The organism is Bacillus sp. 165 (assembly GCF_017742235.1).
Lineage (GTDB): Bacteria > Bacillota > Bacilli > Bacillales > Bacillaceae_G > JAGHKQ01.
The window spans coordinates 87,867-101,636 of the sequence record NZ_JAGHKQ010000003.1; the positions used below are offsets into that span (position 1 = coordinate 87,867).

The window sequence follows — 13,770 nt, forward strand, 5'->3', positions numbered from 1 at the left end:
GAAGAAGGATTTATTATTATATGTAGATTGTTTCCCCGCTCTGCCGTAACTCTGGTGTCTCAAAACCCGCTCTCGCAGGTGGGCATTCTCATTTATTCTTCCAACTTCCTGTTCATGCAGGCATGTTGTACAAATAAAATTATTGAATTCCCGAATTAATCTTATAGGTTTGAGACATCAAGGAGCATACGCACATCGCAGGTATGTATCCTCGAATGATGTTGGATTGTTTGTCTGTGTAAGACAATGAATCACTTGTTGCTTTTACTATATACTTTTCTTCCTTATAATTCAATAGTAATTATAGGCAGATGTTTTCACTTACGGCAAGTATGTTTCATGATATGAAATGGGAGAAAACGAAAAGAAGTGGGATAATAAGGTGGAACATACGAAAGGAGGCGGTATAGTGGGAGCAATCGAAAGAGATGGATATGTATTTGAAGTAGAATATAGCGTAATGCTTCAAAAAGGCGGAGTGCATGTATATAGAAACGGAGAATTTTTACAGGAACTGGAGTTTGCTTTTTCAGGAGAGCAGCCACAGCCAGCGCAAATAGAGGAGCTTGTAGATTCATTTTTTGAACATTAGAGATGAAAAAGAGAGGGAAGCCCCTCTTTTTTGCTGCTTATGTTATGTAGAGCGTAACGTTAGTCGCGCGTGCGAGATGAAGAATTTGTGTTGCTTCTTTCTTTTAAAATGCCTTGAATGATTTCAATATGAACCGCGGCCCAGGCTCTTTCGTGAAAGTGAAGGAGTACACTAAAGGTGAGGAGGAGAAGATAAACAAAGGAAAAACCAACAAAATGTATCATACCGTACTTAAATAGAAACTTCTGCAATGAATTCGAAAATACTAATAAAATCAAAGGTGCAGAGGAAACAAGAACAGGAATGATTCCTGATCCACTTTTCTCTTTTAGCATGCGATAGTATATATTTTTCAATAACCGGTCATCGAGCGTTACATAAAAGTTTTGAATTTCCTCAATCTCCGCCAGTTCTTTCATCGATTCAGCATGTGAATCTTTATTTAATGTTGTTTTAAGTTTTAGATAAAGTCTATGAGCATCCCCGCGCAGTGAAAACATACATTAGCTCCTTTCAAATAATACTTAATAGAAGACTTTGCATCTATACCGTTCTTTATACATGCTTGGGGGGTAGTTAATGATTAAATATTCAAAAAATTTTAACAAAACGACAAAATAACAAAGCATTTGACATTGCTGTTGTGATATAAAAGAAGTAGTTCTTAATATTCAGATAATTAATCAAGAAAATATGGAGAATAAGGATTAGCAAATATCATAATGGCGGTGTTCGTATTGAAAGCAAATAGACTAGCAGCAGCTCTGTTTTGTTCTTGTTTAGCACTAACAGTAGCTTGTTCAGCCGAAGAAGTAAGTAAAAGTACGCAAGTCAGTGGAAAAACAAATACTAATAAGAAGGTTCAGGTAGTACGTTCTGACCAAAAAGAAAACCCTGAAACAAACCAAATAGTGAGTGAAACTGAAGAAGCGTTTCTTACCATCCAACCGAAAGAAAATCCAAACATTCTTTCTGAAACTCTTCCAAAGGATAAACTACATGAATTACAATCAGCGAATACGTTCCCTAAAGTGTATACAGAAATGGAAGGGATAGTAACCTTTCGGGGAAATAATCTACGAAACGCTCCTAGTTATGGCACGGTGAAAGAGAATCCTGCTTTACTGGAGAAACAGTGGTCATTTACTACGGGTGCAAGTCCCGAATGGGGAGGAGGAGCCGGATGGACAGGACAGCCTGCGATTATAAAGTGGGACCCAGAAGTTAGAGAAATGATGAACCTTAACGAAGAATTTAAAAGTAACGAAGATTTTATAGAAGTGATTTATGCTAGTCTTGACGGGAAAATTTACTTTTTTGACCTTGAATCCGGTGCGCAATCTAGACCACCGATTACGATTAATAACCCTATAAAAGGAAGCGTATCAATTGATCCGCGCGGCTATCCGCTGCTTTATACAGGTCAGGGAATACCCCAGCAAGGACAGATAGGGTATCGTATTTTCAGCTTAATAGATGGAAAGCTGCTTCATTTTATTCCGGGAATCGATTCGGATGCGTATCGCCATTGGGGAGCGTTCGATGGGTCTGCTCTTGTAAATAGAGACACAGATACCCTTATAACAGGCGGAGAAAATGGGATATTCTACAATATAAAATTAAATACCGTGTTTGATAAAGAAGCAAAAAGCATTAAGGTTACGCCAGAACAGATTAAATATCGTTATAAAGTGAAGGGGAACTCATATCAGGGAATCGAAAACTCCGTAGCGGTATACAAAAACCTTGCTTTTTTCGCAGATAATGGAGGAAGTGTGCAAGGGTTAGATTTAATGACAATGAAGCCGATTTGGGCGCTGCCAGCTACTGATGATACGGATGCATCTATTGTGATTGATGAAGAGGGAACGACTCCATTCTTATACACCGGAACAGAAGTAGACAAGCTAAGAGGAAGCAATTCTCATGCTCTTATACGTAAAATTAACGGTATCACGGGTGAAGTAGTATGGAAAAAGGAGTATGCAGCTTTTTATAATGAACACGTAAATGGAGGCATGTTGTCGACACCTATCATTGGGAAAAATGAAATTCAAGATCTATCAATTTTCACAATTGCAAGGCATAAGAGCATGAATGCGGGATTGATGGTAGCCCTCAATAAAACAACAGGAGAAGAAGCATGGAGATGGGAAATGCCAAATTATACGTGGTCTTCCCCAGTTGCGGTATACGATAAACATGGACAAGCATTCATAGTACAAAGTGATTCAGTTGGAAACATGTATTTATTAGATGGAAAAAGCGGAAAAATCATAAACAAGATCAATTTAGGAGCTAATATTGAAGCATCGCCCGCTGTGTATAATGATTCCATTATAGTGGCGAGCAGAGGAGGGCAAATTTTTAAGGTTACAATAAAGTAGCGAAAAAAGCGGCAGCATAATTGACTGCCGCTTTTTTGATTGTACAAACTAAAACAAGGTCTCAAAAATAACGAACAATCTATTTAATCTGTCTATCATCTCTATACATTATTCCAGATTTCTTGCCAATCCTCTCAATCACCTTCTTCAACTCATTTAGCTTTAGAAATTCCATCGGAGGAAATATCATAATTCATTGACGAAAATAAGATATCCAAAACAAAAACTACATTTTTATTGCAAATAAACAAACCAGAACCATGTTTTTTGCTTTTGCAGAATTTAAACGGGATATGATCGTCGAGAGAACTCAAGAAGGAAAGTTAATCGCTAAGTAAATATCCGATTTTCGAGAAGGGAGACCAAAAAAATTCACTGATCGTCAAATTATCAGCACTTTGGAGGAACTTATAACAAAAACTTATAAAGAAATCGAACTGGGCCGAGGAATAGCCAAAAGAACACTTATGAGACGAAAAGTTTAGTTAATAGCTAAAGAAAAATGGAAAGATGAGCAAATTGGAAATGTGAGTTAATTCAAGTGAAGTGTATACTAGAAACACAAAAACCCCTTTCTTTTTGAGTTGGGGGTTTTCGTTGAGAACCTATAAGGTGTCTATTGAATTGCGTAGACTAGTATCTTAAAATTAACTATTTATTTGTTATTAAGGTAGTCTAAACGTATATCCAGTAATCCTTCCATAGCTAGTATAACCTCGATAAATAGTAACGTTAGATTTTCCATACTGATAAATCACACCACCTACGGCAATTGCATAACCAGGGTTGAAAATAGCATAATGACCAATTGAGTAACTATTTGGATATTTATAGCCTAAAAGAGCGTCACCTTCAGTAACTACAACTTCATAAGTATTTGGATTTTGATAAGCATTTCCAGATAATAATAAATTACCTTTGCTATCTTTTATCCAACCATGACCTCTTGGAAGCATGATAATATTACCATTTGTTCCATCTCCTCCAACAGAATAGGCAAATACATCAGTGGAAGAACCAAACAAAACTATAATCAAAGCAAAAAGCATAAAAATTGATGAAACTATTTTCTTCATTCTTTCATCCCCCAATTTGTTAGTTGTTTTTTATTGGTATAATTTACCTCCTTCTTCGTTTAATAGTATATCAGAAAATTTAAAATATAACTATTATAAAGAACTTTTTATCCACTATTAAGAATAAAGAGTTATAAATGCACAGCTCCTAACCTTGAATAGTATTGATTATTATTGGATTAATAAAAATTAGTAAACCATTTGTTGATATAGCACCAACATAAGAGGGGTCACTAAATTGGTCAAAAACCATCACAACTCTATCGATATCTCTGCTTCTTCCCAACCATCTTCTCCAACTCATCTAGCTACAGAAAACTCCATCGGAGAAAATATCATAATTCATTGAGGAAATAAGATAAACAAAATAAAAAACTGCATTTTTATTGTAAATAAACAAACAAGATGATAGTATGTTTGTTTTAAAAATAAACATTTTGTGATTTTGTTTGTTAAAAAATAAATAAAGTGCTTGATTTTGGATGGTTCGGATTATTTTTAAAATGATTATGCCTTGACTAGGAGATATTCGTTGGAATACGGCTTTGTTAACAAAAAATCAAATGGAAGTAAGTACTAGCTAAAGCAGTAACCTACAAAAAGGAGTTGATTAGAGCTTATAAAAAACACGTATAGAAGCTGGACTTTATCAAGTTAAAAATAATAAAAATTCAAAGAGTGTTTGAAACCGAAAAAGCTTAAATAAAACCAGGCTAATGCTAGAAACGGGAACTCATCCAAATAAAGCGCTTCGGAAAGGACACTTTTACTTTGGGCAGAATAGAAAAACTTAAAAAAAGAGTAACCATATTTTAAGGATAAGGGAGACCTAAGGGACTTAGAGAACAAATAGTTAAACGAATTACAACAAGATATAATCGAAAAAGTTCTCGTAAGTCTAGGTTTTATAAGGAGTTATTTTTAAATGAAGCAATCGAATAATAAAAATCATTCTTTACCAATAGCTAAATCAATGGTTATTTTTCTTATTCCAATCATTTTAGCGAATATTATACAATCAGCAGGTCAAATAGTCGGGATTATTGTGGTGGGGAAATTTCTTGGCGTAGATTCACTAGCAGCTATTTCCGCTTTTTTTCCATTACTCTTATTCCTTGTTTCATCCGCCATCGGAATAGGAACTGGAAGCGCGATTCTTGTTGGCCAAAGTTATGGAGCTGGAAACATCTCGAGATTGAAAGAAGTTGTAGGGGTTACATTAGCTTTTACAGTTCTCATTTCTGTTGTTGTAGCTATTTTGGGGAGTATCTTTACAGAAAATATGCTTGAATGGATAGGAACACCAAAAAACATATTGATGGAAAGTGCAAGCTATTCACGAATTTGGTTTGTTACTTTACCAATCACATTTATATTTATGGTATATACGACATTTATAAGAGGTGTCGGAGATTCCAAGACACCTTTTTATTTTCTAGTCATTAATGTTGTTTTAAATATCTCTTTGTTGCCAATCTTTATTTTCGGTTGGTGTAACTTACTGAAAATAGGATTAAACGGAGCGGCATATGCTGCGGTTTTATCGAACCTTCTTACTATTGTGCTTTTTTTAGTTTACTTGCATAGAAGAAATCATGTACTTAAATTAGACCGTGAAATTTTAAAACATTTTTATTTGAAAGGTGAAATATTAAAAGCTTTATTAAGATTAGCATTGCCTTCAAGCATTGGAATGATAGCCTTGTCTATGTCAGAAATAGCCGTGGTCACTTTTGTTAATGCGTATGGTTCTAATGCAACGGCAGCATATGGTATTGTTAATCAAATTGCCAGCTATGTTCAAATACCTGCTATGAGTATTTCTATTGCGATTTCAGTCTTTGTTTCGCAATCTATCGGATCAGGTGAAACATTCAAAATTAAGTATATTACTAGATTTGGAATTACTTTGAATTATCTTCTTGGTGGAGTATTAATTTTTCTTGTTTACGTGTTTACGATTCCAATATTAAAGCTATTTTTAAATAATCTGGATACCATTCAAATCGCACAAGGCCTTATTCTTATTTCCTTTTGGGGATATGCCATCTTTGGTCACACACTGGTGGTATCATCAACAATGAGAGCAACTGGTACAGTAATGTGGCCAACCATTTTTACAATTACAAGTATCTGGTTAGTTGAAGTACCAACAGCCTACTTCCTTACAAATTTCACAAGCATCGGAATAAATGGAATATGGCTTTCTTATCCCATTTCATTTATAGTCAATTTTTTTGCACAAACCTTTTATTATCTTTTATTTTGGAAGAAGAAATCATTAAAAGCGTTATTAAATTAAGCTATTATTCCAAGCTGTTTGTTCTGTTATAACAAACAGCTTCAATGATCGATAAATTTTGTAGTTAAAAAGATGAATTATTATCATAAGAAGTGGTTACTGCTAATTGAATATATTTAATACATGATTATAAAACTAAGTATTACCAAGTGATGCCCCAACTAAAGTTACTCGTTTTGCTCTTCAAAACGCAGTATCTGCTGGGGCTATGGTCTTAACAACTGAAGATTTTGTTGCTTACAAGCTAGAAGAAAACCAAATAATTCTCAACATCGTTACACAATATTTAAAATAACTCGATCTTTATTGTTAGCTACAATAAGCTATATTGATTGTGAAAGAATATACTTAAACGTTGCAGTTTAAGTATAGAACAGGTTTCAATAAAATTCATATTTTTGTAGGACATGTCTTATCATAAATCCTTGTACTAAGAATATAGTTGTATGGGGGGAATATGGGGATGTTTAAGAAAAAGATTATCTGTCATGATGATTCTGAAGAATATAAGGATATTATTATTGAATCACAAGAAAAACATCCTAATGATTATCTAAAACAATTAGAATATGTTAGAGATAATGGGACAAAGCAGCATTATTCCATGTGGTTGGCAGACAGGCTTCAATACGTTTCGACTATGAATAGATGGGAAAAGTTAGAATTAAAAGGTGCTCATACAGATTTGATAGGTCGTTCTTTATTAAATGCACTAAGCCACATGCAAACAGATTTACCAGATGGAGTATATGATTATATTATTGAAAAAATGGAGACTACCATATTAGATGTAATAAAGCATTTAACTAAACAACCATAAGCTTGAACAAGGGACTCCTTAAATGGGTCTCTTTCTTTATGTCGAGGATATGGGGGGATTTCTACATATTAACTAGTGTTATGGGTGGAATATAGGGTAGGTTACTGTATTCACACGTCAAGTATATTTTAAGAAGTTAATTTAAAATAATAACAAAGAGATGGTATACTGCGGAGAGACAGCAGGGCAAACTGTCTTTCATTGTCATATTCACTTAATACAAGATACAAAGGTGATGTCGATAAGCCTAGGGGTGGAGTAAGAGGGGTAATACCAGATAAACGTATTTATCAATTTAGATGAAAGAAAAAACAACGTTTGCTTTCCAAGATGAAGTTGGAACAATTGACCCAAGTGAAGAAAAGTGCGATTGAATTATTAAAAGAAGTTCTACAAGAACAAGCGAAATAGTTGTGAAAGGCATCTAAATTAGTTGGGTGACTTTATTGATTGTATATATGAAATATAATTCTCAAACCACTGCATTTGAAAAAAACGAAGTGGTTTGAGAATTATTTAATTAAATGGAAACTTTAAAATACAAGCCATCAGATCTTAATTTTTTATTATTTATGTTCACAACCGTGGTCACATTTTTGGTCACAAATATGCTTTTAACGTTAATTTCGTGGTCACAAAAATGATACAACAGTAGATATATCAATATTTTTAGCATTCAAAAAAAATATAAAAATCAATAAAAAACTCTCTAAAACCATATAACCCATTACACCCCAACACCCTTCCTCCCAATCCGCCCAATCACCTTCTCCAGCTCATCCGGCTTCAAAAACTCAATAGGAGAAAATCCCTTCTCAAACGTAAGCGTATCCGCCTCAATCATCAGCACATACTTATCATTCACCTTCGCAATATGAATCTGCTCCCCAAAATCTGCAAGTAACCCTTTCACAGAAATGTGGTCAGCCTTCAATTTCAATTCTACCTCTGGTGCATGCTCGACGATTTGAGCGGCTGCTTCCATCACTTCTTCTGTAGAGAAATGCTCCATCATCTCACGCTTTGGACTTGCTGCCCATATTTCCATTGATTCCTCGAATTGCTGCCGTTCTTCGCTGCCTTCTTCGAACACATCATCCAGTTGGTCGTAGACCATGGTCATGACTTGGTTTTTCACGATTTCTGGCATGGATTGTTCGTACTGGACGAACTTTAAAAAGTCTTCAAAGTAACGGGCATGGGAGGATTGATGAATTTTTAATTCTCGTTCCTCAATGATACCTTCTTCCGGCATGTAGGGATATTGGATGGATTTCATGTTTTTGGTGGTAATGGCCATTTCAACGTTTCGGATTAAGGTAGCTTCATCGGAGATAGAGGCTACTTTTGGTTCAAAATCACATTTCATGATGAATACGAATGGAGTGTCAAGGTATTTGCGCAGTTTTGCAGAAGCGACAAGGACCACGCCGCCGCGAACAGCTGCAGTGTCGACGTAGGCAGAGACTAGTACTTCATTCGCAGCTTGGAAGGCTTCCTTTGAATCCGCCAAACGTACACGCTGGAATACATTGTAGTTTGGGTTGGAATCCAAGCCGTATCCTTCCTCTGTAATAAAGTAGCCAATTTTTGTGGGTGCCTGTTCAGCTTTTGGGTGCCGCTCCACTTTTCGTTTAGATATTTTTTCTAGCTCACCATCTAAAAATTCTTTTAATGTGCTTTCTTCGTATTCTGTTTTATCCAATGTTTGAAAGTGTTTATAATACTTAGTAACCTGTTCACCTTTGCCTTCGATATGAACGACATAAAAGGAGAGGTAGTTAATTTCAAAATCCATATGTATCCCCCATTTTTCAATTGCTTGTTTCAGTATAGAAAACAAATCATATGTACGTCAACGAAAGGGGAGGAAATCAAACAATCGATCGCAATACCGCGATCGATTGTTTTCATCTCATTAATGGTGCTCAATAGTTTTATTCGAATAGGCAATATATTGATTCATTAAGTCTACTATTTGCTCCGCTTCTTCCTGTTTGAAAAACATCATGACCTGCTCAGTTGCTTCGTCACCATCTTGTGTGACAATTGTGTTCCGAAGCAGCACACCGTCTCCTGTTTCAGGTAGCGTGCCAAGTTTATAGTGGATGGCAAATTGTAAATCTTGTTCATCATAATGCTCTTCAATATGTAGATATTTATCATTTGTAATCCATTCAATATCGCTATCATCAGCTTCTTCATCAGAATCCTCGTAGTACTCATCGTCATCATCTGAGTATACGTCTTCGTCATCATCTTCATAGTAGCCTTCTTCATCGGCTAATTCATGCTCATATTCCTCATCTAGATCTTCGAGATACTCATGAAAAGCTGCATGAATAAACTGCAGCATATCCTCTAGGTTGTGGAACAGAACTTTCGAATCTAAATCTTCTGTTTCGTCATAGTGATACGAATAAAATTCTTGATTCTGTGGATCAAAATGAATTAGGCAAAACTCGTCTTCCATGTCCTCAAAATCGAGTGAAAAAATGAAAACCGGATGTCTCGTTGTGGTATCCGTATCAAAAAGAATATCGAAATCTTCTAATCCGTCACACACATCGGGAAGACATTGCCGAACTGAGTTTTCCATGCGAGTATACCATTCTAAGCTCATATCCAAACCTCCTTTTCTTCTTACTTCTTTCATTGTTCCCTTAAAATGGGAAAGCATTCCTAAAATAAAGAAAGAACCTCCTAAGATTAGGAAGTTCTTTCAACATTATTTGTGTGCAGATGCTAACTCCAATGCTTTGACTATATCAATAACACCGCTTCCATAATAGGGATCATGACCTGGTTGTCCCGCTTCCATCGTTGTACGTGTAATAATATCCATTACTTCTGTATTTTTTAGTGATGGATTAACCGAACGAATCAATCCGGCAAGTGCAGTAACATGGGGAGCCGCCATGGATGTGCCGGACAGGGAAGCGTATTGCCCGTTTACATAGGTGCTGGCGATATCTACACCAGGTGCTGCAACGTCAATATGCTCACCGTAATTGGAAAAAGAAGCTCGGTTTTTATCCCATCCTACAGCGGAAACACTAAGGACTTCTGGGTATGCGGCTGGATAGCTTGGTTGACCGGAGTTATCATTTCCTGCCGCTACGATTATGACTACGTCTTTTCCAAATGCATAATTGATCGCTTCTTCCATTACAGCAGAAGGCTGGTAGTTCCCTAAGCTTAAGTTGATGACATTTGCCCCATTATCAACTGCCCAGCGAATGCCTTCTGCAATATCAAAAGCGCTTCCCACCCCTTCACTATTCAGCACTTTTACAGGTATGATAGGGTTATACCAAGTGATGCCGGCAATGCCTGTGCGATTATTGGTTTCGGAAGCAATAATACCGGCAACATGACTGCCATGACCGTTATCATCATTCGCATTATTATTCTTCGAGATTGCGTTGTAGCCGTTCGTTAAACGACGGGCTAAGTCCGGATGGTTAAGATCAACCCCACTGTCAATAACGGCAATTTTTACATTTTTTGCACCGCGGGTAATATTCCACCCAGCTTCAGTCTCAATGGCGGGTAAATTCCACTGATACTTGTTGTATAATTCATCGTTTACTTCATTTTGCATAAGAAGAAACTCTGGCTCAGCGAATTCTACGGAATCCTTCTTCTTAAAGTATTCTGTCATTTCAGTAGCTGATTTACTGCTTGACTTAAAAACGTAGGTACTATCCATAGATTGGATGAGCTTGCCATCAATTTCTCGAATAACCTGTGCCATCTCCTGTTTGTTAAGGGGGTCTTTAAAATGTACAATCACTTTATCTGTGTAGTAGTGGCTTTTTTCTTTGCCGTTATGGTCAATAAGCTTGATGGAAGAGCTGTGATTTAATTTTGCTTCTAACTTGTCTCCAATTTTGATCATATCATAAGCTTTTATCTCAGGACCTCTTGTTTGCAGGTTACTGATTTGTGATTGCTCAACTGCCATTTCATTGATGTTATCTTGGGTTTGTTTTGGCAATGCTTGTTGCTTTGGACGGATACTGGATACAATGGTAAAGACAAAAAGCAACAAAATAGCGCCAATAATGATTTTTTTAAACATAATCCACCTCTAGTTGTTAGTATTACTTTTTGTTCTTTGTTGATTTGCTAGTAATGCTTTTACTTGATTATATGTTAATCCAGAATTCTGATTTTGACGTTTTACTTCTTCGATATCGGTCCCGACAACAGTATATTTTTTCTCTTTGGTCACATCCTCCATCCTTTCAATATGAGTTATGTATAGAGTAGTGTAAGTAAATATGTTCTTTTTTATTAAAAGCAAGAGTGATGTATAAAGATATAGTAAAACATAAAAAAAGCAACCACTTATATGCGAGTTGCTTCGTAGTTAATACCATTGCTTTCTTAAAAATTGAACAACGGGTGTTAAGTCTGTATGCCATGCAAGTTGCACTAAATCATCATAAGCTTTAACATCATCTAAAGCGATGTTTTCTTCTAGTACTGGGTTTAAACGGTGAAATCGGTCTCCTAGAAGACTTTGACTGTATAAGGTATCGGCATCTACGCTGCCATTCATCATAACAGATAGTAAAGGGAATTGGGGTTCCTCCGCCCGTTGCTTATCTTGAGGGATAATTGCCCATTGCCGTAATCCCCATTCGGTTGTATCCTGTACGATTTTTTGTTCCTCTGATCCTGTACCGATGGACAGCATCACAATATTATCTAATTTTTGATTGCCGAAGTCCTTATCAATAGAAAATGCAATCGCAGCCACGCTTGGGCTATTAGCAAACACGCCCCCGTCAATATAGCTTTTATAAGATGGAAAGAATACAGGTGCAGCACTGCTGGCCATAGCGGCTTCCACTACAGGCGTGTTTTTTGTATCAGAAAATGGATAGTTAGTAAAGAAAGTCGGTTTCCAGCTTGGATGATTTTGCCCGCCTAAATTAAAAGCAGTTACAATAGTAGGCATTTTCAAATCTTTAAAGCGAAGGGAAGGGGAGAAATAGGTGGATAACATGTGCTGTAAATTTGCCCCGCTGTACTTAGGTTTTAGAATAGGAAGCAGATTTGGCTCCTCGAAAATGAATTTTACATTTTTTTTAGAAAACATATCCATAATTTCACTAGTTGTTTTACCGCTCGCTATCCCCAGCGCGATGAACCCTCCTACAGAGGTGCCGGCAACTAAATGTGTTGTGCGAAGTAATTCTGGAAATTCTTGATTGAGCCGAAAAAGTAATATGGCAGATAAAACTCCGCGTACTCCTCCGCCGTCAAACGCAAGAATTCTATACCTTGGCATTAGAGTTCCTCCTTTCAATCGTTTATAGTATATAAAATTCATATGAAACGGAATTGGTGCATTGTTTAGGGAATTATCAATAATAAATTATTATATACAAAATTATAAATAAATAAATTTAAAACACGAAATAGAGGAGATCATATTAGGAAAGCGATAAGCTGATTTTTGTAAGTCGAGAGATATTCTTCTAAAAGCATCAAAGATGTCTGTTTAATTAGGCGTCTTTTTACATGTGTGGGAAACTAATAATGCATAGATTTTAATAACACAGCGAGTGTGTTGGTTATATTGCTTGTCAACTCATTTTACCAATGCTGATTTTTGGATGTAATTACAGTGGTTTGAAGAAGTAGAGCTTACTTAGTAGTGATATAAAAAAAGCTTGAAACATTCGGAAGAAAGTGTTATATTAGAAAAGCGATGAGCTAATTTGTGTAAGCCGAGAGATATGCTTAATTGCTAAACGCATGAATGTGGTCGTGCGGTTTCTCGCCACAAACGCATCAAAGACACCTATGTATATAGGTGTCTTTTTCAATATATATAGGTTCTTGCTAAGAGAGTATATAGACAGAAATAAAATACAATGGCGGGTATATATGAGAAAGAAATAAAGGAGCACACTATGAAAAGCTAATAGAGATGTCTTCCGTTACATGCAGTATGTATTGTTTTGCTAATTTTTTAGAACGGACGTTTGTTTACTTGCTTTCGAATTTTGACAGCTTCTTGTCTCCCTTACTCATCATTCCCATCTCCTGCGATTCCTCTTCTGCCGTTTCCGTTTGTCAACTGTGAGTGGTTATTTGCGTTCGTGCTTCCATTTATAGCGTTTTGACCGCCTTGATTCGCGTTTGTTCCCGCATTTTTATTGATTTGTTGGACGTCTTCTTCCCTTTGTTCAACGTTGCCAGCATTGCTGCTATGGCTTGCAAAATTTATATTAATGAAATGGGCCCACAGATTTTATTTTCGGCAGATACAGCTTTCTTTTTCATTTTCTTGAATGTTTTCAAGCATTAGTATGTTTCCCTTCTTCATATTTATTATTACTATATGTGTTAGTGGAAAATGTGATTATATGCTTGTCCATTGTTTCATTTATTAAATGGAATTTTTAAGTGTTTATTTTTGGGCTATTTCATTATTGACAATATACCTGTAAGGGTATATTATAACCTTGTAAGAAGTTATCCTTGCTTATGTATAAATGATGGGTTCATGATTTGTAGAGAATGAAATGAGTCATTCAATTCAAAAGACAACCCGCAAGTAAAGAAACGCAATT

The 13,770-nt window shown here is 36.0% G+C and carries 12 protein-coding genes and 1 other RNA gene; 5 read left to right on the forward strand and 8 right to left on the reverse strand.

Features of this window, described 5'->3' with window-relative positions; genetic code table 11:
• Positions 1 to 28: 28 nt before the first annotated feature.
• Positions 29 to 207, reverse strand: a non-coding RNA gene (gene ssrS, locus J7Q84_RS05370) — 6S RNA.
• Between the two features lie 202 nt (positions 208 to 409).
• On the opposite strand from ssrS, the gene J7Q84_RS05375 reads away from it, so the two are divergent.
• Positions 410 to 592 (forward strand): DUF5370 family protein, encoded by a 183-nt coding sequence (locus tag J7Q84_RS05375; RefSeq protein ID WP_209093420.1) that lies wholly within the window; start codon positions 410 to 412, stop codon positions 590 to 592.
• Positions 593 to 651: 59 nt separating this feature from the next.
• On the opposite strand, the gene J7Q84_RS05380 is transcribed toward J7Q84_RS05375, so the two are convergent.
• Positions 652 to 1,092 (reverse strand): hypothetical protein, encoded by a 441-nt coding sequence (locus tag J7Q84_RS05380; RefSeq protein WP_209093421.1) that lies wholly within the window; start codon positions 1,090 to 1,092, stop codon positions 652 to 654.
• 222 nt (positions 1,093 to 1,314) lie between these two features.
• On the opposite strand from J7Q84_RS05380, the gene J7Q84_RS05385 reads away from it, so the two are divergent.
• Together J7Q84_RS05385 and J7Q84_RS18675 are read left to right on the forward strand one after the other, a co-directional pair.
• On the forward strand, positions 1,315 to 2,979 hold the full coding sequence (locus J7Q84_RS05385; protein ID WP_209093422.1) for an outer membrane protein assembly factor BamB family protein: 1,665 nt from the start codon (positions 1,315 to 1,317) through the stop codon (positions 2,977 to 2,979).
• Positions 2,980 to 3,377: 398 nt separating this feature from the next.
• Positions 3,378 to 3,464 (forward strand): hypothetical protein, encoded by an 87-nt coding sequence (locus tag J7Q84_RS18675; protein ID WP_348519833.1) that lies wholly within the window; start codon positions 3,378 to 3,380, stop codon positions 3,462 to 3,464.
• 180 nt (positions 3,465 to 3,644) lie between these two features.
• Here J7Q84_RS18675 and J7Q84_RS05395 read toward each other — a convergent pair whose 3' ends face one another.
• The gene (locus J7Q84_RS05395; protein ID WP_209093423.1) at positions 3,645 to 4,055 is read right to left on the reverse strand and encodes a hypothetical protein; all 411 of its coding nucleotides are present in this window, start codon (positions 4,053 to 4,055) and stop codon (positions 3,645 to 3,647) included.
• 925 nt (positions 4,056 to 4,980) lie between these two features.
• Between J7Q84_RS05395 and J7Q84_RS05400 the strand changes: the two genes are divergently transcribed.
• Positions 4,981 to 6,357, forward strand: coding sequence for an MATE family efflux transporter (locus tag J7Q84_RS05400; protein ID WP_209093424.1), 1,377 nt, complete (start codon positions 4,981 to 4,983; stop codon positions 6,355 to 6,357).
• 463 nt (positions 6,358 to 6,820) lie between these two features.
• The gene (locus tag J7Q84_RS05405; RefSeq protein ID WP_209093425.1) at positions 6,821 to 7,177 is read left to right on the forward strand and encodes a hypothetical protein; all 357 of its coding nucleotides are present in this window, start codon (positions 6,821 to 6,823) and stop codon (positions 7,175 to 7,177) included.
• 727 nt (positions 7,178 to 7,904) lie between these two features.
• Here J7Q84_RS05405 and J7Q84_RS05410 read toward each other — a convergent pair.
• The 5 genes from J7Q84_RS05410 to J7Q84_RS05430 all read right to left on the reverse strand — a co-directional run bounded on the left by J7Q84_RS05410 (position 7,905) and on the right by J7Q84_RS05430 (position 12,479).
• Positions 7,905 to 8,975: a DUF3900 domain-containing protein gene (locus J7Q84_RS05410; RefSeq protein WP_209093426.1), complete on the reverse strand. Its 1,071-nt coding sequence runs from the start codon at positions 8,973 to 8,975 to the stop codon at positions 7,905 to 7,907.
• Positions 8,976 to 9,095: 120 nt separating this feature from the next.
• Positions 9,096 to 9,800 (reverse strand): hypothetical protein, encoded by a 705-nt coding sequence (locus J7Q84_RS05415; protein WP_209093427.1) that lies wholly within the window; start codon positions 9,798 to 9,800, stop codon positions 9,096 to 9,098.
• A gap of 105 nt (positions 9,801 to 9,905) precedes the next feature.
• Positions 9,906 to 11,261, reverse strand: coding sequence for a S8 family peptidase (locus J7Q84_RS05420; protein WP_209093428.1), 1,356 nt, complete (start codon positions 11,259 to 11,261; stop codon positions 9,906 to 9,908).
• 9 nt (positions 11,262 to 11,270) lie between these two features.
• Positions 11,271 to 11,414 carry a hypothetical protein gene (locus J7Q84_RS05425; protein WP_209093429.1) on the reverse strand — a complete coding sequence of 48 codons (144 nt, stop codon included), beginning with the start codon at positions 11,412 to 11,414 and terminating at the stop codon, positions 11,271 to 11,273.
• Between the two features lie 138 nt (positions 11,415 to 11,552).
• A complete protein-coding gene (locus tag J7Q84_RS05430; protein ID WP_209093430.1) occupies positions 11,553 to 12,479 on the reverse strand; it encodes a patatin-like phospholipase family protein in 927 nt (308 codons plus the stop codon).
• Positions 12,480 to 13,770: the final 1,291 nt, after the last annotated feature.